The following is a 20,407-nucleotide window of genomic DNA, read 5'->3' as shown; positions in this document are numbered from 1 at the left end:
TTCTGCATTATTTCGAAAGACGGATGATCAGGCCATCATAGCTATTGGCATGTCTTTGGCAGAAATGTCTGCAATATGCAGTTTGACGCCCGCTCCCATCATCTTGTCCGCGACATTATCTGGCAGGCCAGAGTCCGTAATGACGGCATCAAAATCCGTCAGATTTGCCAGATGATTGAGCGCACTGATTCCGAATTTACGGCTATCCACCATCAGAACTCGCCGATCGGCCATGTTCATCAGCGCACTTTTGGCTTTGATGAGGTCTTCATCCTGATGGTAGGCCGAAAGTCCGTGAATAGCTGAGGTGGACATGAATAATGTGTTGATCCGAAGCGACGTGACACTGCGTTCACACAAAACCCCGAGAAACGCATCAAAGGTTGGATTATATCGTCCACCCAGCGCAATCAGGCTGATATCACGAGAACGCCCAATCTTCGTGCTGATCCCCAGACTGTTCGTCACAACAGTAAGCTGACCGATTGCCGGCAAGCGTTCGGATAAAAAGCGCGATGTTGTTGAGTCATCCAAAGCGATCGTATCGCCTTCTTCGATCAAACCCGCAGCGATCGCTGTAATACCCAGCTTTTCCTGCACAGCCTGGCGAGCACGCAGCATGATGCTGCTTGCCGCCACAGCATTGGAGAGCGTCGTAACGCTTTCACCAACTTTACGGATCAGGCCCTGCGTTGCAAGCGCGTGGAGGTCACGGTTCATGGCTGCGCGGGTCATAGTGAACTGAACCAGCAAATCCTGGATCAGAACACAGCCATGCGCCGTGACATAGTCCAGAACAGCCTGACGCCGCGCGGACAGAGCCCGGCTTCCATGAAGGATATCGGGTATCATGCAGGTGCTCTTTCCTCGATCACACGATCAATCAGCTTTTCGAAGTCTGGAACTGACCAGCCTGCGCGCCCCACAAATACGCCATCCACATTTGGCTGGTTCACATAGCTACGGGCGTTATCCTGCGTGACACTTCCGCCATAGAGTAGTGGTACGCGATCACCGATATCCTTCCCGGCAATTTCACACAGAACGGCCCGCAACCCCGCGTGAACTTTTGCCACACAGTCAGTGTCGGCAGCGCGCCCTCCTGCACCGATCGCCCAGATCGGTTCATAGGCAATCAGAATTTTCGGGAGATCTGCATGAGCCACATCATGCAATGCAATCTTGAGCTGTCGGGCGAGAGTTTCGGCCGTGACACCGAAATCGTACTCTTCAAGGCTTTCGCCAATGCACAGCAAAGGCCGTAAATCATGACGAAGTGCCGCAGACATCTTGCGACTAACAGTCCAGTCCGTTTCCGCGAAATGCTGACGACGTTCCGAATGGCCGATCAGGACGATATCCGCCCCGCACTCTTTCACCATGGCGGGAGAAATTTCACCCGTCCACGAACCGCTCTCTTCCCAATGCATATTCTGCGCACCGACGAGCACGTCCGCGTCCTTCAGAACACTCGCAACAGCCTGCAGGGACGTAAATGGTGTGATGATGAAGGGCTTCACGCCATCCGGCGCTCGATAGGCCTTAAGCGCTTCTGCAGCAGCCAAGGCCTCGGCAGGTCCCTTGTTCATCTTCCAGTTCGTACCGATCCAGACTGTTTTGCGAGTCACCATTCATCTCCCGAAAGAAGGCAGCGACCATCGAATCTTGATCGCTAAACCTAAGCCATGTTTAGCGTTAAATCATAACACTCCAAAGACATGAAGTTCCGAAATGAATGATATTTTCAATTCAACTCTCCGTACCCGCTCTCCAGGAGGGCCCTAAAGGCAGGTACGAAGATGCTGAAAACAGGAACTTTATTGCCCTTGTAAGTTTTTAAGCTGCCCGCTCCAGAAGAACACTCTCCGTCACCAGACTATCGGCATCCGCAGGACGAAGTGTGGCAATTCCTTTGCGGGCAAGGCCATCATGATAGAAATGCGTTGCCTCATTAGGAGAGAGATCCCCATCCGTGACGCGGCGCATGGCTTCAATCAGCAAAAGCGGGTCCGCAGCATCCACAATCTTGCGACCAAATAGCGCTGCACGAGCACCGCTGCTCTGGGCTTGATGAATCAGCTCCAGACAATCGCGCGTCGTACCACTTCCGCCGCCCATAATTCCGACGATAACGCTCGGGTCATATTCACATAGCTCCGCAAAAGCCTCGCTGCCATTGAACGGCACTTTCAGGAAGACAGGCTTCTCTTCTTTGCGAAGACCAGCAAGTGCACGGGTAACCATATCATTCAGGAACACCCCGAAATCTTCTGGCGCGATATGCCCTTCATTCGGATTGAAGACTTCGAGGAAGTAAGAGAACCCGTTGATTTTGGCTTCTTCGCGGAAGCGCGCAAACTCTTCCAGAGCCAGCGTATCCTGATCAACATCACCGTTAAATGTCATCGAATAGAGGCCAAGATTTGTCTGTGCCCGCTCCAACGATGCAGAGCGGAACGGAACAGATTTTTGCGCGCGGTAGTGTCCACCACGCCCACGCCACAGGTCCGTCGTATCGTTGGCACGGATCGCCTTCTGGATTTTCGTACCCTCGAACGCATCACGCTCCAGCAGATCTTCCAGAATGGAGACCGAGGTCAACATAATATCCACAATATCCTGGCGGATAATGGACTGGATTTCGGACAAATATTGCGGCCGCGTCCGGAACCGGGACTGCCCAGCCCGCGGATTACGGCGATTGCCCATCGCGCTGATGCCCGCTGCCATGTCTGAATCCTTGGCATCCGCAAGGATGAAATCATAACGCGTGTCTTTGCCAGCGCGCATGCGTGCAATTTTTTCTTCGTAGCGGTTCATGGCTCAAGCTTTCAGAGTTTCAAGGGGTTCAGATGACAGGGGAAATTGATCGCGGAGATTGTGGCGTTCCTGCCCTTCTCTCCATGCATCCTGAGCCTGACGGGCGGCTTCCCGCTCGTCCCAGCCCAGCGTTCCTCCAATGATGTTTGCAACCTCCTGCACGACTGCCGGCGTCATGGCGCCACTGAGTGCAATTGTCGTGCGACGGTAGAGAACGTCCGACAGACGCCGAACCAGTTCATTTTCAGCAATGAACATCAATTCACGACGGGTGTAGGACGGGAGCGTTCGCAGAGGGGCGTCTGCCACCTCCTGACAAAATGCTGCGATCTTTCTGGCTAGCGTTCCGTACCGGTCGAGCAGCACGGACGCACGCGGGCGCGGCAGCCCAAAAGACGTCGCAAACCTGTCCAGATAGGCGGTATGCTGATCTGCCTGCGGGAAACCACGGCCGCCGCCGATGGCCAATTCCTGTGTTGACGTGCTTCGCGGATGCCCCAGCAGCGCCAGTACACGATCCGCGACTTCTTCACCTAGCCCGCGAAAAGTCGTCCATTTTCCACCCACGAGAGACAGAACAGGCGTCGCACCCAGCCTGTCTTCATGAACGATGTGATCGCGACTGATCGCAGATGGATCGGCCGCATTGGTGGCCGGTAGCGGACGAACGCCGCTATAACGGTAGGTGACCTGCTCGCTTCCGATATGGAAACCGGGGAACAGATCAGCCAGCATCCGCAGCATGTAATCCTGCTCCTCGTCCGTACAGACAGCCTTGTCCGGATCGTCGATCCGGATATCGGTAGATCCAACCAGGACATGCCCAAAAAACGGATATGCGAGACAGATCCGTCCATCCGGCGTCCCGAAATAGACCATCCGGCCTTTCAGTTCTCGCAGCAGTTCATCATGCTTCAGCAGCAGATGAGACCCCTTGGTACCGCCAATATATTTCGTTGGATGACCCAGGATCGCGTTGATCTGATCAATCCAAGCACCACCAGCATTGACCAAAACGCGTGTTTTTACCGTTCGCACCTCGTCGGTGAGCACATCTCGCAAGACAAGCTGTTCGCCCTGAAAGGACTCTGGAACAACATAGGTTACGGCCTCACAGTTCGGAGCCGTTTCCAGTGCATCCTGCACGCACTCATATCCAAGGCGTTCAGGCTGCGTGATCGCAGCATCGTAATATTGTGCTGTTGCCACAACATCCTTAGCCATATGCGGCCATTCACGGCGCGTTTTCTGGCTAAGAGACAGGGAATGTCGTGGCATGACGCGAGCACGGCGTCCTAGGAAATCGTAGATCTGAAGTCCGACTTCCAGAACCAGCGCGCCACGATCCGTCATTTTGCCACCCAGGTTCAGGAAGCGACGAAATGATGTGACAATTCCCCCAAGCCAGGTGCGGATTGGTAGAACAGTCGGCAATGGCCGAACGAAATGCGGTGCATTCCGCAAGAGCAGATTTCGCTCCAGCGTCGATTGCGCCACAAGCTTGAACTCGCCCGTTTCGAGATACTTGATGCCACCATGGATTAAACGAGATGGTGCACAGGACGCCCCCGTACAGATATCGCTTCGATCCAGAATGAGCGTCTTCACGCCCTGAAGAGCCAGTTCACGAAACAGGCCAGCGCCATTAATGCCCGCCCCAATAATGACGACATCAAATTCGGCATTATCTGGCACGGCTGAAAGTGTCTTCACGAATGCATTTCCTTCGCGATTTCGGCTGAGAGCGCATAATTCATGACCGGTCCCACGGGAGTTTCCGGTTCGCCGCTGACTTCGCTACCGGCCTCGTACAGACCAGACCAGAAAGGCTTCATCGCCAACGTCAATGCGACATATCGGCGATAAATAGCCTCGTAGATTCGTGCGCGAGCGGGATCCGGCTGATAAATATTCATCGGAATTTCCTGAGCGGCCACCGCCTCCTCAAGATCTCCATAAAGCCCGACAGCTACACTCGCTGTGAGAGCAGCTCCTAATGCTCCCGCCTCACGAACACTGGAAATTTCGACAGGCATGTTGAGGATGTCCGCAAACATCTGGGCAATAGATGCTTGGCTACTACCCCCGCCTGACACACCAAGGCGATGCACAGCACCTGTCTGACGCAGGGTTTCAACATGCTCGCGATGGTTAAAGATTGTCCCTTCAATCATCGCCTGAAACAGATCCGCTCGATCATGCCAGGACTGCACCCCGAATAGCGATGCACTTGCCGGTGCCTCATAAGGTGATCCGAAAAGAAACGGATGATACAGCGGGATCGGTCGTTCGCCGCGAGAACGCCCAAGCTTCGCCTCAACTTCCTTTGTGAGAACTTGAGCGGCCTCTTTTTCCTCGGGAAGAAGCATGCGCGCGAGCCATTCCAGATTGCTGGACGACGCGGGCGAAATAGCCATGCAGTTCCACAACCCGCGCCGATAGCCTGCGCGGCAGGACCAGCCATCACCTATGACAGGCCGACTGCGGAAAATTTCATTGATAGAAAAAGTGCCCGCCGTGATCGAAAGATCACCTGGTCGTGTGTAACCTGACCCTACAGCCGCCGCCGTCACATCATGCAACCCGACAGCAACGGGCGTTCCTTCCCGTAGGCCGGTCGCACGAGCAGCTTCTGCCGTGATCGTTCCCCCCTGGTCACAGGACAGTAGCATTTTGGGCAGCGCCCCGCGGATTTCACGCAGATCCAGCACATCAAGGATGCTGTCGCTGTAATCCTGTGTGTAAAGATCCGTGAAAGATGTGCTGGCCTCTGTCAGATCTGTCGCAATTTCCCCTGTCAGACAAAGGCGGATCCAGTCCTTGGCAAAAAAGACAGTGCCAATGGCTTGATAACGAGCTGGTTGATGACGCTTCATCCACGCCAGCAGGGTCGTGGCGGAATAGGGATAAGGACGCTGCCCCGCAATGGGGACGATCTTCTCCAATCGGCCTTCCTGCTTCCATTCGTCATGAATCTCCGTGGCCCGACTGTCGAGCGACATGATCCCTCGACCCAATGGCTGCCTTGAGCGGTCAAGAACAAAAAGTCCGTCACCGTGTGCCGTCACCCCAACGCCAGCAATATCATCCCCGCTCAGTCCGGAAACGTCCAAGGCTTCTCGGACGGCTTCCACAACAGCCTGCCATGCTTCATGCATATCCCGCTCAACGTGACGCGGTTCGTCCATATGCTGGGGAACACGACGACGGCCGGTCCCTACAATTCCACCTGTCTTCGAGAAGATGACAGCCTTCGTCGTGGTAGAACCGCAATCGATCCCGATCGTGAAATCCTGGCGCATTTCGCCCTCCGGACACTCTTGCAATCGGCCTTAGCAAATCGCTCAACCGATAACACCATAAATGTTATTATTAGGTGATATAAGTGTTATCATGCTGCCGTCAATGTGATAAATATCACTTTTCCAGCGTCAAGAATCTTTGTGTGATAATTCCCGTGAAAAGCACACCGCAGAGCAGATCAGAACATTACAAATTTGGTCAGCGCTGGTATGTAGATGTCGCGATGCCATAATTGGCCTTACCCGATGACAAGGATCTTTTTGACAGATGACTGATGGTTCGGGCGTTCCAGCTACCTCCCCCGCCGTCCTTCTCAGCAAACGCAGGGACAACAGTGCCCGTCAGCAGCAGATCCTCGACGTCCTTCTAGAGACAGGAAGTGCCACAATCGAGAATCTGTCTGAGCGTTTTGACGTCAGCAGAATGACAATTCACCGTGATGCTCACGCGCTGGCCGCCCAAGGACTGATCGATAAGCTGCACGGCAGTATTGTTCTCAAGAATCGCGTCGTCACTCAGAAAACCGTCAATTTCCGAAAGTCACGCGCGCCCGATCTGAAAGAGTCGATCATTCAGCGGGCTATTTCGATGATTACGCCTGAGCAAATTCTTGTCCTGGACGATTCCACGACAGTCGCAGCTATGCTGCCTTTGCTGCCAGCGCTAGCCCCCTTGACCATCATCACAAATGCTGTGGGCGTTATTCAGGCACTTTCCCCCTACCCCAACCTGAAACTCATTTGCCTTGGCGGTGACTACAACCAGCCAAGAAATGCCTTTTTTGGTCTCGTGTGCGAACAGGCAGCAAAATCACTCCGCGCCAATACGATGTTTCTGTCCACGTCCATAATCCACAACGAAACGGCGTTTCAGAACGATCAGGACGTTGTGAAAGTCAAACAGGCGCTAATGCAGATTGCGGACCAGACCGTCCTTCTCGTTGACAGCACAAAGTTCCGCAAGGGTGGCCTTCACCGACTGGCCGCATTAAGCGATTTCGATGTTGTTCTGACAGACTCACAACTGAAGCCCGCCATTCGCAAGGCCCTCACGCACGACGGTATCAACGTCGAAATATGCGGCTGACAGTCTAACGCTCAGTGAGTAGAGCAACAAATAACAAACCCACGACGAATTATACAAAATATATCACGCAGAAACTGATACCATCTTGATTGAAGTAGATATATAGCATCACATCGATGTTATATATAACATTTCGATAAATATGCCACTCATCATGCTGATCAGTCCTGATCGAAGGATTTTCAGCATGATATACATCAGCCTTGCCTCTCTCTGGCAAAGGGTTCCAACAAACTCTTTGCCCGCTAGTTTATTCATGAAATCCAACCTTCCATTTGCAGGAGGCTCCTTTTCATGACGCGGCTTCCGCAAATTCTTTCCAGCATCATTGCAGCATTGGGCGCATTGATGGCTGCTTTTCTGATTTACGAAGGCGGTCGCCTCATTGCCTTTGGTGGATCCTGGTTTTACGCGCTCTCCGGGATCGCTCTAGCCGTTTGCAGTTTTTACATGTTTCGCAGGAATATCCTGTCCACATGGATCGCGCTGGGCCTTCTGGCCGCAACACTTCTATGGTCTCTCAGTGAAGTCGGTTTTGCTTTCTGGCCGAGCTTCTCTCGGCTGATCGTGTTTCTTTTCGTGGCCCTCGTGGCCATCCTCATGGCCCCTTGGCTCAGTGGACCAGGAAGAAAATTTTTTACACGCACAACAACCGGTCTTGCCGCCAGCAGCCTCGGCGTTGTCATTTTTGCCTTCATCGCGGGCATGTTCCGCGTCCACCCAACCATTGCCCCCACCGGTCCTACACCTTCACAAGAAACAGCAGCAGCTACGGCTCCTGATCAGACAGAACATGACTGGCCAGCATACGGGCGCACAACGTCCGGAACTCGCTACGCCAGCTTCACCCAGATCAATCGGGAAAATGTCAGCAAACTGAACGTTGCCTGGACATATCGTACCGGCGACATGGCCATCAATGGCGCGGAATTTCAGGGCACCCCCATCAAGATTGGGGACACGGTTTATATCTGCTCTCCGCACAACATTGTCTCTGCCATTGACCCTGATACAGGGACCGAGAAATGGAAGTTTGACCCGCATGCCCAGACGAAGGTCTGGCAGCGCTGCCGTGGCGTTGGATACTGGCACGACAGCACCGCATCAGATGAAAATGCCCCCTGCGCGTCTCGCATTGTCCTGACAACCATTGACGCTCGTCTCATCACCATTGATGCCCGCACGGGCAAGGCCTGCGACAGCTTTGGCTCCAATGGCTCCGTTAATCTCCTGACCGGCCTAGGGCCTACCGCCCCCGGATCTTATTATCCAACAGCCGCACCCCTCGTCGCTGGCGATATTGTTGTCGTTGGTGGCCGCATCGCCGACAATGAACGCACTGGCGAACCCTCAGGCGTCGTTCGCGGATATGACGTTCGCACAGGCGCACAAGTCTGGGCCTGGGATGCGACCAATCCTCGTCGTGGCACCACACCGCTGGCAGAAGGAGAAATCTACCCTGCCGAAACACCCAATCTATGGGGTACGGCAAGCTACGACCCGAAACTGGATCTTGTTTTCTTTCCACTTGGCAATCAGACACCTGATTTCTGGGGCGGCGACCGAAGCAAGGCTTCGGATGAATATAATGACGCCTTCGTGGCCGTGGATGCAAAAACCGGCGTGGAACGCTGGCACTTCCGCACAGCAAACCACGATCTCGTAGATTATGACGCCACTGCCCAACCTATTCTTTATGATATTCCAGACGGCCACGGAGGCACACGCCCCGCAATCATTGCCATGACCAAACGCGGACAGATCTTTGTTCTGGATCGCCGCGATGGAACACCGATCCTTCCAGTAGAAATGCGCAAGGTCCCACAGGATGGAGCGCCAGCAGGGCAGTATCTGGCACCGGAACAGCCCTACTCAGCCGTATCCATTGGAGCCGAGCGCCTGAAAGCGAGCGACATGTGGGGCGGCACCATTTTCGATCAGCTTCTTTGCCGGGTGCAGTTCGCGTCCTATCGCTATGAAGGCGAGTTCACCCCTGTCAATGAGAAGCAGGCCAGCATCATTTATCCTGGCTATTACGGTGGCATTAACTGGGGCGGAGGCGCCGTGGACGAAAGCACCGGAACACTTCTCGTCAATGATATCCGCATGATTCAGTGGGCAAAATTCATCAAACAGGATGAAGCCCGCAGGATTGGCCTCAAGCCATCTGCTGAGGGTGAATATTCCGAACAAAAGGGCACACCATGGGGCGTCGTGCGCTCGATGTTCTTCTCCCCACTCGGCCTACCCTGCGGCAAGCCACCTTACGGCACCATGAACGCCATTGACCTGCGAAGCGGCAAGGTAAAATGGAGCATGCCTCTCGGAACAATCCAGGACATGCCAATTCACGGTTTTGTCCCGGGGGTGCAGATTCCCCTTGGCATGCCCACAATGAGCGGTCCATTGGCAACGCGCACCGGCCTGGTGTTCTTCGCAGGAACGCTCGACAATTATATCCGCGCGATCAATACGGATACTGGCGAGGTTGTCTGGAAAGCACGCCTTCCTGTCGCATCTCAGGCCGCTCCAATGAGCTACGTCTCTGACAAGACTGGCAAACAATACGTTGTTGTCACAGCAGGTGGCCTCACCCGCTCAGGCGTCAACAAGAATCGTGGCGATTATGTTATCGCCTATGCCCTCCCTTCAGAATAAGGCGGGGCAGATTACGGGCCCAAAGCCCGCAATCTCTTCACGAAATCGCGAACACAATCCGCCCGAGAAATATCAAAGTTACAGTCTTGCATGACAACCATGCAAAGCCCTGACACTCATTTCTCTACAGAAACCCTTATGGCTCTGTACCGCCCGTAGGTATTGAACCCAAAAGCGGCTCTTTATCGCCCGGTGAGGTATTTTCCAACAATACGTTTCAAAAAATAACACATCCTTCAGGAGTGAAATTAACGATATATTGACGAAAAACACAAACTCCGCGTACGACATCGTCAGATCTTCTTCGAGACACAGGAGATGCTGATATGTGCAGCATAACGTTAAACGACTTCCTGAGTGTCACGAGATGGACACCCGCGGACCTCGCAACCCAGATTGATCGCCCGCAGAGTGATGTGGAATGGTGGCTCGATCATCATGAGCACATCCCTGAGCGACTAAAGCTCTGGATGCACCAGATTGTGGAAACCTTTCAGAAGAACCCTCCCCCAAAGGGTTACGCAATGGAGCGGTCCGAGGACTGCCTGTTCAATGAGGATCCGTCCATCACCGTTGTCTGCTCCGTCTGCCGCTTCGCATCGAGCTGTCATTTCGCACGACGCCAGCGCAACTGAATACTCAGTTTCGCCGCCGGTCCTGAGACACCTTTGCAGTGAACTGTGCCAGCCCGCCTTTGAGAGCAACCTCAAAAGCTGACAGGGTCTCCGGCCCAACATAATGCTCAATACCTTCAGCATCGATCCGGGCGTTTTCCTCACTAACCCCTAAAGCCAATAAAAACGCTTCCACAATTCCGTGCCGGTGACGCGCCTTGTGGGCCATCTGCTCCCCTGTGTCCGTCAGAAAAACCCCACGGTAAGGCTTTTGCGTAACCAGCCCCTCCGCTGACAGACGCGCTAGCATTTTAGCCACCGTAGGCTGAGAAACGCCCAGACGCCCGGCGATATCCACCTGCCGCGCCTCCTGCCCCTCAGCCAGAAGATCAGAAATCAGTTCGACATAATCTTCCACCAGAACCTTTTGCCTGGCAGCCCGGTTCGCCCTGAACCCTTCTGAGTGGAGCTGCATGTCCACCAGAGATTTTTGTCGTTTTTTCTTCTGTTCCATTCTCAAGATAACCACTCAGTCAATTATTCCCGCCGGAATAAAACATTCCTCCCATTAATTCCATAGGCCACCGGTCTAGCCTTCTCGCAAAAAAAATAAAGACAACGTTCATGAATATAGCATGTTGCATATTTTTCCGTTCCACGATTGAATAGCATTCTCATGTACAGCCAGCACTCCAATGCCCCCACTCAGAAGCCTCAGACTAAATCGGCTTGGCGTTTTTCGCGCCATGACGATGCGGAACGACCAAGCCTGCCTGAGGTTTTTTCGAGCGTTCGGGTGCCTGACGGAAGCACAACGTGGCTAAAGCGTTTTCTTGCTTTTGTAGGCCCTGGCTACATGGTTTCGGTTGGATATATGGACCCGGGGAACTGGGCGACCGATCTGCAAGGTGGCGCGCAATACGGATATACGCTGCTATGCGTCATCATGCTGTCCAACCTGATGGCTATCCTTCTACAAGCTCTGGCCGCACGGCTGGGCATCGCTACAGGCCGGGATCTGGCGCAGGCATGCCGCGATAATTTCAACCCTGCATTAAACATCGTCCTTTGGCTGGCCTGCGAACTGGCAATTATCGCATGCGATCTGGCTGAAGTGATCGGAACGGCCGTTGCGCTGCAACTGCTCTTCGGCCTGCCGCTTCTGGGCGGAGCACTCCTTTCCATTCTGGATGCTTTCGTGGTTCTGCTTCTGATGGGGCGCGGCTTCCGTTATCTGGAAGCATTCGTCATCGGCCTGCTGTCGATCATTGCCGTGTGTTTTGGTGTGCAGCTTGTTGCGGCAGCCCCTCCTGTTGCGGCAATTCTCAAAGGTCTTATTCCAGCGCCGGAAATCGTAACAACGCCGGGAATGCTTTACATCGCCATTGGCATCATTGGCGCTACGGTTATGCCGCATAACCTTTATCTGCATTCCTCCATCGTTCAGACACGCGCCTATGACCGGACGCCCGTGGGGCGTCGGGATGCCATTCGCTGGGCAACCTGGGACAGCACAATTGCCTTGATGCTCGCACTGTTCATCAATGCAGCTATTCTTATTGTAGCCGCGGCTGCCTTCCACGAAACAGGCCATCAGAACGTTGCCGAGATCGAAGACGCCTATCATCTTCTCTCCCCTATTCTTGGCCTTGGCATAGCTTCCACGCTTTTCGCACTGGCCCTGCTGGCAGCCGGAACAAACTCCACCGTTACCGGAACGCTGGCAGGCCAGATCATTATGGAAGGCTTCCTGCGCCTTCATATCCCACACTGGGCAAGACGACTGTTGACCCGCGGTTTGGCGATCATTCCCGTGGCCGTGGTAACTGTCCTCTATGGAAGCCATGGTGTGGGAGCCTTGTTGATGGCCAGTCAGGTCATCCTGTCCCTTCAGCTTCCTTTCGCAGTTATTCCCTTGGTGATGTTCGTTTCTGATCGTCGCAAAATGGGTGAATTTACCATCAGCAGCTTCATGACTACCCTCTCATGGATCGTCGCAGGTCTTATCCTCATCCTGAACTTCAAGCTTCTGTACGACACTCTGGTGGGCTGAACGCCACCTCCTGACAAGATTGAAAACCAGCCATGGCAACAGCATTTTTACGTTCTAAAATCGCTCCACGACATAGCAAATGCTATATTAAAGAGCATATCGCAAAATCCAGAATTTCAGTTGCGCCTTTTCGGGTTGCAATCGCAGGAACAACACTCCTCACCGGCCTCCTGGGTGCGGATGTCTTTGCTGCTGATACATCACCATCGACCGCACATCAGAAAAAAGCCGCAAAAAAAACCGAGGAGCAACGCGCTCAGACTGAAGGAAAGTCCGCTGAGCACGTCACGGTCATGGGACATCTGGACCAGGCACGTGGACGCATTTTCCCCAGTCTTGGCGCAGTCTCTTACGGCATTGACCAGCGACAGATTCAGGCAACCCCTCAAGGGCAGAATGCTTCGTTCAGCCAGATCATGCTCAGAATGCCCGGCGTCGTGCAGGACAGCTACGGAGAAGTTCATGTCCGAGGCGAACATGGTGGCCTGACGTACCGGGTGAATGGCGTCCTGCTTCCGGAAGGTCTGAATGGTTTCGGACAGGAACTGGATACACGCATTATCCAGTCTGTTGACCTTCTGACCGGAACACTTCCCGCCCAGTTTGGCTTCCGAACGGCAGGGATCGTAGACGTTCACACAAAGAGCGGATCCACCCTGAAAAACAACCAGCTTTCACTCTATGGTGGCAGCTACAATACTTTTGCACCGTCCTTACAATTGGGCGGCTCAAAAGGGCGCTTCGAGTATTTTACAACGCTTTCGATGAACCGAAATAATATCGGTATCGAGAACCCAACAGCGTCCTTCCGGGCAACGCATGATACGACACAGCAGGAAAAAGCATTTGGCTATTTTTCGTGGAAGCTGAATGACAACGACCGTATCTCGCTCCTGACAAGCGCATCTTACGCCGACTTTGAGCTCCCTAATACGACGGGCCTGCAACCAATCTACCAGCTTGAAGGCACAGACTGGTCACACCCTTCCGTTCAATCGCGCTTTCTGGATGACAGCCAGACAGAGCAGAATTATTACGCCGTGGTGTCATACCAACACAGCGAGGACAAACTGAACCTTCAGCTTTCACCGTATTTCCGTTACGGCCGCATCGATTATACGCCAGATCCAGCGCGGGACCTTATTTTTCAAGGGGTGGCCGAACATGAAGTGAACGACTTCACCACTGGAGGCGCGCAGTTTGATTTGTCGTACGACATCGCTCCGCACCATACTCTTCGAGCCGGTCTTCTGGGCCAATACACATCCGAGCGCCTCGATACCAACTCCCTTGCCTTCCCAGTGGGCGAAGACGGCCAACAGACATCGTCCACCCCGCTCCGCCTGATTGACAATACAGGCAACTGGTCCGTTGAAGCAGGCGCTTACGTGCAGGATGAGTACCGCATTACACGGAAGCTCACCTTCAACTATGGCATCCGCTATGATCGGTTTGCCTCGTCTTTCGGAAATGAAGGACAGCTCAGTCCTCGCGCTAATCTGGTGTGGAAGCCATTCCGAAGCACTACCTTACATATCGGCTATTCGCGGTTCTTCGCGCCGCCTTCTCCGCAATATGTCTATCCGTCCACCTTGGCGCGCTTTGCTGGCACCACCAATGCAGCAGCCAACCTGACAGATACGCCAACAAAGGTTGAAACATCCAACTACGTGGATGCTGGTATCCTGCAACACATTACGCCCGAGTTGCAGATTACAGTCGATGCCTACAGCAAGTGGGCACATAACCTCACAGATCTTGGGCAGTTCGGTCGCGCGGTTATTCTCGCTCCCTTCAGCTATCGCCGTGGCCACGTCTATGGCGCGGAGTTTGGAAGTTCCTGGAGACGAGGCCCCTGGTCGCTGTTTGGCAATTTCTCTTTCGTGAAAACGGCAGCACGCGAGATTAATTCAGCGGAATACCAGTTCGATCCGGAAGAGCTGAGCTACATCCGCGCACATGCCATCCAACTTGACCATCAAGGACAATATACAGCCAGCGCAGGCGCGTCCTATTCCACCAAGCATCATCTGGCTTATGTAGATTTCCTGTATGGCTATGGACTGCGAAGTGGCTTTGCCAATCTGGAAAAGCAGCCCCAGTACGACATTTTCAATATCGGATATCAGTATACGTTTACCCGCGTCCCACTGGGTCATGACCTCAAGGTCCGCGCCGATGTGGTTAACCTGTTCGACAAACGCTACCAGCTTCGAGACGGTAGTGGCGTTGGTATTTATCAGGCTCAGTACGGACAACGACGGGGCACATATTTCTCTATTGTGTCCGACTTCTAAAAACGTTCTTCTTCAGGCCCGCTCTGGGCCTGAGGAGAAAGACTTGCGACGCAGAACAGGTTGACCGGCTTCCGGGCGCACAGCCCAGAGCATCAGGAATGCGCCATAAAGAATGGCGAACCCATCTACAGCCAATGCCGAAGCCTGCATGGAGGAGAATGGTGTCACCACAAATGCAGAGAGCGGCATCATCCATGTCAGAATTGCGGAAAATGCCAGAAGCACGCGAATAGCTTCTCGTTCCTTGAGCCAGAACGCTATCCCAATACATAGCAGAAAAATCGCAAAATAGAGAGCCTGCACGATCGTCATCTGGCCGCTCGCCGGAAGCAAAGGCGCAACACAAAACACAGCCGATACACCTGCTACGCATCCGAGCGAACATCCGATCGTCAGCGCGCACAGAATCCGTGTTGATCTCGTATCGTCCAGACGTCCGGTTCCACGCTCACGACGTCTGCGAGACACTACCCAGAGCTGGTTCCCAGCATAGAACATAAACGCGCCTCCAAGTCCGAGGAGAACGTACCCCCAGCGAACACCCTGCCCGCCAAAACTTCCAAAATGCAGAACGAAGAATGACGTCAGAACCGACTGAGCCCAACTCTGATGACCGGGCATATACTCTGTTGACACAAGCTTGCCGCTATAGGGATCGACGCCAGCAAATCCACCACCGGCCCCACGTGCACCATATCGCGGATCACGTCCCGTTATTCTCAGAGCAAGGTGGCTACCATGACTGTTACTATAAGCCAGAGTTTCAGGAATAAATCCCGGCGCCTGCAAGGCAACAGTTTTGACAATCTGAGCCGGATCGAGAGGTATCCGAAAATCTTCTGACCCATTATGAGAATGCTGCCCGCGCCCGGAACCGGACGCAACATGCTGTGCCTGAGGTTGTATCAGGAGCGCCTGTTCAGCCATGTAAATCTCGTCATGAAATGCGAAGACTACAGAAGTCAGCGCCATGATGATATGAAACGGCAGGGAAAACAGGCCCAGCATACTGTGCATATCCAACCACATTCTCTTGACGTTCTGACCGAGGCGAATTGCAAACAGGTTTTTGATAAGCCCAGGAATAACAACGAGCGTTCCTGAAATCAGAGCAACAGCATACAGCAGCGCGATAACACCCATGAAAAGCCGCCCGGCTTTATGAGGCATCGAAAGCCCAACCTGCTGATGCAGAACATTGATGAAATATGCAGCCTGAGATGGCTCTTTACGCACCGTTACCAGAGAGCCGTCTGCTGCAAGTGCTGAGAAATTGGCAGAAGATGGGCCGTGCATTCTTCCTGGCATCCCCCAGACCAGTGACGCAGGCTGAGACGCGGTCGGGTGCAGAACAATCGTGTAATTGCGTCGCGCCTCCGGATGCGCAGAAAACGTCTTCTCCAGAAGTGCAGGCATTTTTTCCAGTGCAACGGGCGGCGGCAAGGCAACTGGTGCAGAGGCCCAATCCTGTAAGGGCCGCTCAAACATTGTTACTGATCCAGCATAAAATGCGACGAACAGAAAAAGCCCGCAGACAATTCCGACCCAACTATGGATCTCGCGATACATCCGGACGATATCAGAGCGGATTTTCACGATACCATACTCCGCACACCCATATAAACGGCCCAGAGCACCGCATTTGCCAGACCGAGCATACCCCAGGCATGCCAACCTGACCGAAATAGAAAACAGGTCCCAAGAATTCCTGTCCAGACTGGCACTATGAGCCACATCAGGAACTGCGAACCAACTGCACGAGGCTGCCCATCAACATGTGATACCAACCCGAGAACACCCATCAGAGCACAAGAAAGCGTCAGCCCGAGAACAAGGCCTGCGCTCGCTTTTGGAAACCAGTTTCGGCTTGTCAGCATTGCAGGAACTGTTGTCATGACACTTTCTTTCGCCACACAGCAGCAGCCAGAGGCACTAAAGACCAGACACTCATAAGAAGTGTCAGAAACTCAAAAACTGCCGTTCCGCTTCCCTGGGTAGCCAGAAGAACAAGCAACGATATGCTGAGCATGACACATCCTGAAACCACACATCCCCGAAATGCCGGGCGTCGCGTGCACAGTTGCTGAGCAGGTGAGGCCATATAAAGCAGGACAGCACCCCCCGCCCCCAAAACCATTGCAATCCCTGTCGTCATCATAACGTTCCCATCAGATTACCAACGGTATTCAAGACGGGCTGTCAGGTTACGGCCCTGTCCGTAATAGCAGGCCGAAAGGGCGGTGCAGGTTGCGACAAAGCGCTTGTTGACAATGTTCCGGGCATTAAACGAAAAGGACAGACCTTTGTAACGCGGATGAGCCGTTGCGAAATCATATCGAAGAAATAAATCGAACAGCGTGTAATCTGGAATATGCAGTGTATTTGCAGTATCCCCGAAACTCGTGCCCGTATAACGAACCCCACCACCAAGACCGACGCCAGCGAATGTCCCATGCTGGATGCGCTGATCCACAAAGAGCGATGCCATCCACTTGGGAGCCTGTCCAAGATAATTACCGACCTGTGATGCCGTGTTGGAGCGAGTGATCTTTGCTTCACTGCGGGTGCCGGTAAAGATTACGGACATATCCCACGGCAGGTTTGCCTTGCCTTCAAGTTCCAGCCCACGAACCCGGCCCTGCCCCGTCTGAACCAGGCACGTTGATGTGCCACAAAGCGTGCCATTCGGATCATAAGTGGTCATGTTGTTCTGAGTGATCTGGTAGCCACCAAAAGTGACGTAGATACTCTTCCCATACTGGTACCGAATGCCGCCTTCATACTGATCGCCTGTTGTCGGCTTGAAAGCCTTTCCTCCCAGAGACGTCGACGGGTCAGAGACTTGTGGCTGAAACGACTGAGCGTAGCTGAAATAAGGCACCAGACCGTTATCAAACATATAAACGGCACCTGCTCGCCAGGTGAACGCGTTGGAATTCGTGATGTAACGAGATTTCGTGAGAACGTTCAGCGTGTCATCATGCGCCCAGTCCTGACGCCCACCAATCGTGACCCGAAGACGATTAAACTTGATCTGATCCTGGAAATAAATTCCGTTCTGACGACTTATCGTCGCCGTATAGATCTGTGGATTGAGGTTATCTGAATAGCCAGCACTTCCACGTGCTTGTGGATTAAAGATATTCAGAATGGGCAACACGTAAGATGATGCCACCAGATCACGACTATGACGCCAGTTCGTATAAAAATAGTCTGTGCCAACCAGGAGTAAATGCCTCACCGGCCCTGTGCGAACATGCCCTTCAAGTTGTGTATCGGTCGTGACACCTTGAGACTGGCCTCTGCCTTCCACGGCACGGCGATTAACTGTTTCGCCAGCAATACATCCTGTGACTGTTGCCGCGCATCTTGCTAGCGTATCGCCGGAAAGCACTGTCGCTCTGTAAAGCGTGTTCAGATAAGTATAGCGTGTATTATTTCGGACCGTCAGGAAACGGTTAAATTTATGTTCCAGAAATGAGCCCGCCAGAGCCTGATTGCGATCAAATGTATCCCAGTTCGGCTCACCAATATTCGCGTCATTTGCAATATGGCGGCCTTTGGATGCGTAAAGTGTGCCTGTTGCTGGCAGGAACTGGAACGTAGAGCCACCCTGATCACGCTGATACTGCGCCAGCAAAGTCCAAACCGTTTTGGGTGTGATTTTCCAGGTCAGACTTGGGGAAATGTAATATCGTCCCGTGCGCACCTGATTGACCTGAGTGTCACCATAGCGCGCAAGGCCAACAATTCGACCGGTCAATGCGCCATCATGGGTCAGTCGGCCGGAAACATCACCGGAAGCCTGCCCCTGCCAGTTAGACAGGTTCGTAAAGCCGCTGCTCTGTAGAAAGAACTCGCCTTCACTTTTTTCTGTCGGGCGCTTGGTGACAAGATTCACCACTCCTCCTGGTGCCGTCTGACCATACAAAGCACCGGAAGGCCCTTTCAGAACTTCAATCTGCTGAAGTGCGAACGGATCAAAGGACGTTCGGGTCCACTGCCCGCCTGAAGGCAAACGCAACCCATCCACAAAGTTATTGTTCGATGAAAACCCGCCTGCCCCAAACCCGCGCACGGACACTTCATCCACTCGACTGTCGATACCAGATGGCTCAGCCTGCACACCTGCCGTGTAAGCAAGAGCATCGGCGATGGTCGGAGACGCACGCAGTTCAATTTCTTCGCGACTGACGATGGAAATTGACTGAGGCGATTCAATAATGGGCGTGCGGGTCTTTGTTGCGGAAGACGCATGAGACATGCCCGTCGCCGTCACAACAATGACTTCTGCCTTGGACTTTGATGGCTGCGACTGCCCGGTTTTCTGAAGTTGTTTCTGGCCCCTGGACGGAGCTTCATCCGAGACCGCGGACGCATCTGCTCCTACGGCAGCGGATGTCAGCCCCGCCAGCACAAGAGCAGGAAAAACAGTATATTTAACAACAGAAGAGGACATGCAGGCTCACCGAGAGAGGATCGGAACTGGAGCCCTCATATTTGCAATTGATAATTATTGTCAATTAGGAGTCATCAAGGGAATTGCATCAAAGAATGCCTACCCCGCAGGCAGGCAAACACACCTCCATAAATATCGATATTTTTCAGTGATATATAAAAAAATAAGCCGCCTCAGCTCAGTGACTGGCGCGGAAAACATTCCATCCCGTATGCTGAACAAGACGCTCCAGAGCACGTGTTCCCAATAGTGAATTGCCCTGCGCATTCAAACCGGGTGACCATACCGCAACAGATGCCACGCCTGGAACAACAGCCAGAATACCGCCGCCAACGCCCGACTTCCCTGGCAGACCAACCCTGATCGCAAAAGATCCGGACCCGTCATAATGTCCGCACATCATCATCAGAGCGAGTACGGTCTGGGCATTTCGCGTGGAAATGACACGCTCGCCCGTTCTGGGATTAATACCGCCCGTCATAAGATAGGTGCCCATTTCTGCAAGCTGCCTACAACTCATGGTCAGCGCACACTGGTGGAAGTACAGGTCCAGCGTTTCATCAATGGGGTTATGAATATTCCCGAACGTCCGCATATAATTGGCCAGAGCCTTGTTGCGAAATCCGGTTTCTTCTTCCTGCCGCGCAACATCCCGGTCAATCAGGATGGTATCCGGATCTGAACTCATGGGTTTCAGGAAGCCCAGAAGCTCATTCTGCGCACCGTCCAGACCATACTGGGACGTCAGAATATCTGATACGACAATTGCCCCCGCATTGATGAACGGATTTCTCGGAATTCCGTTTTCACTTTCAAGCTGGATGATTGAATTGAACGCACTGCCTGACGGCTCCTGCCGCACGCGGCTCCAGAGCCCGGCGTCCACAGCATTAAGCGCCAACGTCAGGCCAAAAACCTTTGAGACGCTCTGAATGGAAAAGGCTTCTTCAGCGTCTCCAACAATGTGACTGCCGCCTTCTGCATCGATAATGGCCATTCCAAAACGGCCAAGATCGACGTTTGCCAAAGGCGGAATATAGTTTGCCACCTGCCCCCGGTCTGTCTCGGCACGCATTTCCTCTGCGATTTCCGTGATAATGGCGGTGAGTGAGGGCAT

At 53.4% G+C, this 20,407-nt stretch carries 16 protein-coding genes; 5 read left to right on the top strand and 11 right to left on the bottom strand.

The window, feature by feature from the left end; translation table 11 throughout:
- Nucleotides 1-27: 27 nt before the first annotated feature.
- The 5 genes from KP702_RS03830 to KP702_RS03810 all read right to left on the bottom strand — a co-directional run bounded on the left by KP702_RS03830 (nucleotide 28) and on the right by KP702_RS03810 (nucleotide 6,122).
- Nucleotides 28-852: a DeoR/GlpR family DNA-binding transcription regulator gene (locus KP702_RS03830; protein WP_202206722.1), complete on the bottom strand. Its 825-nt coding sequence runs from the start codon at nucleotides 850-852 to the stop codon at nucleotides 28-30.
- Nucleotides 849-1,631 (bottom strand): triose-phosphate isomerase, encoded by a 783-nt coding sequence (locus KP702_RS03825; protein ID WP_202206721.1) that lies wholly within the window; start codon nucleotides 1,629-1,631, stop codon nucleotides 849-851. The genes KP702_RS03830 and KP702_RS03825 overlap by 4 nt, the downstream gene beginning before the upstream one ends.
- A gap of 205 nt (nucleotides 1,632-1,836) precedes the next feature.
- Nucleotides 1,837-2,820, bottom strand: coding sequence for a hypothetical protein (locus KP702_RS03820; RefSeq protein WP_202206720.1), 984 nt, complete (start codon nucleotides 2,818-2,820; stop codon nucleotides 1,837-1,839).
- 3 nt (nucleotides 2,821-2,823) lie between these two features.
- On the bottom strand, nucleotides 2,824-4,533 hold the full coding sequence (locus KP702_RS16510) for a glycerol-3-phosphate dehydrogenase/oxidase (RefSeq protein ID WP_202206719.1): 1,710 nt from the start codon (nucleotides 4,531-4,533) through the stop codon (nucleotides 2,824-2,826).
- Complete coding sequence (locus KP702_RS03810) at nucleotides 4,530-6,122, bottom strand: FGGY-family carbohydrate kinase (protein ID WP_202206718.1); 1,593 nt, start codon at nucleotides 6,120-6,122, stop codon at nucleotides 4,530-4,532. The genes KP702_RS16510 and KP702_RS03810 overlap by 4 nt, the downstream gene beginning before the upstream one ends.
- Before the next feature lie 268 nt (nucleotides 6,123-6,390).
- Between KP702_RS03810 and KP702_RS03805 the strand changes: the two genes are divergently transcribed.
- The 3 genes from KP702_RS03805 to KP702_RS03795 all read left to right on the top strand — a co-directional run bounded on the left by KP702_RS03805 (nucleotide 6,391) and on the right by KP702_RS03795 (nucleotide 10,502).
- The gene (locus KP702_RS03805) at nucleotides 6,391-7,209 is read left to right on the top strand and encodes a DeoR/GlpR family DNA-binding transcription regulator (RefSeq protein WP_202206717.1); all 819 of its coding nucleotides are present in this window, start codon (nucleotides 6,391-6,393) and stop codon (nucleotides 7,207-7,209) included.
- Between the two features lie 294 nt (nucleotides 7,210-7,503).
- Nucleotides 7,504-9,867: a membrane-bound PQQ-dependent dehydrogenase, glucose/quinate/shikimate family gene (locus KP702_RS03800; protein WP_202206716.1), complete on the top strand. Its 2,364-nt coding sequence runs from the start codon at nucleotides 7,504-7,506 to the stop codon at nucleotides 9,865-9,867.
- A gap of 326 nt (nucleotides 9,868-10,193) precedes the next feature.
- The gene (locus KP702_RS03795; RefSeq protein ID WP_202206715.1) at nucleotides 10,194-10,502 is read left to right on the top strand and encodes a hypothetical protein; all 309 of its coding nucleotides are present in this window, start codon (nucleotides 10,194-10,196) and stop codon (nucleotides 10,500-10,502) included.
- 4 nt (nucleotides 10,503-10,506) lie between these two features.
- On the opposite strand, the gene mntR is transcribed toward KP702_RS03795, so the two are convergent.
- Nucleotides 10,507-10,995: a manganese-binding transcriptional regulator MntR gene (gene mntR / locus KP702_RS03790; protein WP_202206714.1), complete on the bottom strand. Its 489-nt coding sequence runs from the start codon at nucleotides 10,993-10,995 to the stop codon at nucleotides 10,507-10,509.
- 162 nt (nucleotides 10,996-11,157) lie between these two features.
- Here mntR and KP702_RS03785 point away from each other — a divergent pair, with 162 nt between their 5' ends.
- Nucleotides 11,158-12,534, top strand: coding sequence for an Nramp family divalent metal transporter (locus KP702_RS03785; protein ID WP_202206713.1), 1,377 nt, complete (start codon nucleotides 11,158-11,160; stop codon nucleotides 12,532-12,534).
- Nucleotides 12,535-12,566: 32 nt separating this feature from the next.
- Nucleotides 12,567-14,831: a TonB-dependent receptor gene (locus KP702_RS03780; protein ID WP_215768513.1), complete on the top strand. Its 2,265-nt coding sequence runs from the start codon at nucleotides 12,567-12,569 to the stop codon at nucleotides 14,829-14,831.
- Nucleotides 14,832-14,843: 12 nt separating this feature from the next.
- On the opposite strand, the gene KP702_RS03775 is transcribed toward KP702_RS03780, so the two are convergent.
- The 5 genes from KP702_RS03775 to KP702_RS03755 form a co-directional block, all read right to left on the bottom strand.
- Nucleotides 14,844-16,427: a PepSY-associated TM helix domain-containing protein gene (locus tag KP702_RS03775; RefSeq protein WP_215768512.1), complete on the bottom strand. Its 1,584-nt coding sequence runs from the start codon at nucleotides 16,425-16,427 to the stop codon at nucleotides 14,844-14,846.
- A complete protein-coding gene (locus KP702_RS03770; protein ID WP_202206710.1) occupies nucleotides 16,424-16,726 on the bottom strand; it encodes a hypothetical protein in 303 nt (100 codons plus the stop codon). Before KP702_RS03770 ends, KP702_RS03775 begins: the two co-directional genes overlap by 4 nt.
- Complete coding sequence (locus tag KP702_RS03765) at nucleotides 16,723-16,989, bottom strand: hypothetical protein (protein WP_202206709.1); 267 nt, start codon at nucleotides 16,987-16,989, stop codon at nucleotides 16,723-16,725. The genes KP702_RS03770 and KP702_RS03765 overlap by 4 nt, the downstream gene beginning before the upstream one ends.
- A 15-nt stretch (nucleotides 16,990-17,004) precedes the next feature.
- Complete coding sequence (locus tag KP702_RS03760; RefSeq protein WP_202206708.1) at nucleotides 17,005-19,290, bottom strand: TonB-dependent siderophore receptor; 2,286 nt, start codon at nucleotides 19,288-19,290, stop codon at nucleotides 17,005-17,007.
- 178 nt (nucleotides 19,291-19,468) lie between these two features.
- Nucleotides 19,469-20,407 carry a glutaminase gene (locus tag KP702_RS03755; RefSeq protein ID WP_202206707.1) on the bottom strand — a complete coding sequence of 313 codons (939 nt, stop codon included), beginning with the start codon at nucleotides 20,405-20,407 and terminating at the stop codon, nucleotides 19,469-19,471.

Source organism: Gluconobacter sp. P5B12 (genome assembly GCF_018812035.1).
Taxonomy (GTDB): domain Bacteria; phylum Pseudomonadota; class Alphaproteobacteria; order Acetobacterales; family Acetobacteraceae; genus Gluconobacter.
This window is presented reverse-complemented; position numbering and strand designations above follow the sequence as displayed.

Coding starts and splice junctions, on each gene's coding strand:
- KP702_RS03770 (WP_202206710.1), bottom strand. CDS start 16,726: ATGACAACAGTTCCTGCAATGCTGACAAGCCGAAACTGGTTTCCAAAA.
- KP702_RS03785 (WP_202206713.1), top strand. CDS start 11,158: ATGTACAGCCAGCACTCCAATGCCCCCACTCAGAAGCCTCAGACTAAA.
- KP702_RS03760 (WP_202206708.1), bottom strand. CDS start 19,290: ATGTCCTCTTCTGTTGTTAAATATACTGTTTTTCCTGCTCTTGTGCTG.
- KP702_RS03795 (WP_202206715.1), top strand. CDS start 10,194: ATGTGCAGCATAACGTTAAACGACTTCCTGAGTGTCACGAGATGGACA.
- KP702_RS03830 (WP_202206722.1), bottom strand. CDS start 852: ATGATACCCGATATCCTTCATGGAAGCCGGGCTCTGTCCGCGCGGCGT.
- KP702_RS03780 (WP_215768513.1), top strand. CDS start 12,567: ATGGCAACAGCATTTTTACGTTCTAAAATCGCTCCACGACATAGCAAA.
- KP702_RS03810 (WP_202206718.1), bottom strand. CDS start 6,122: ATGCGCCAGGATTTCACGATCGGGATCGATTGCGGTTCTACCACGACG.
- KP702_RS03825 (WP_202206721.1), bottom strand. CDS start 1,631: ATGGTGACTCGCAAAACAGTCTGGATCGGTACGAACTGGAAGATGAAC.
- KP702_RS03755 (WP_202206707.1), bottom strand. CDS start 20,407: ATGCCCTCACTCACCGCCATTATCACGGAAATCGCAGAGGAAATGCGT.
- KP702_RS03805 (WP_202206717.1), top strand. CDS start 6,391: ATGACTGATGGTTCGGGCGTTCCAGCTACCTCCCCCGCCGTCCTTCTC.
- KP702_RS03765 (WP_202206709.1), bottom strand. CDS start 16,989: ATGATGACGACAGGGATTGCAATGGTTTTGGGGGCGGGGGGTGCTGTC.
- KP702_RS03820 (WP_202206720.1), bottom strand. CDS start 2,820: ATGAACCGCTACGAAGAAAAAATTGCACGCATGCGCGCTGGCAAAGAC.
- mntR (WP_202206714.1), bottom strand. CDS start 10,995: ATGGAACAGAAGAAAAAACGACAAAAATCTCTGGTGGACATGCAGCTC.
- KP702_RS03800 (WP_202206716.1), top strand. CDS start 7,504: ATGACGCGGCTTCCGCAAATTCTTTCCAGCATCATTGCAGCATTGGGC.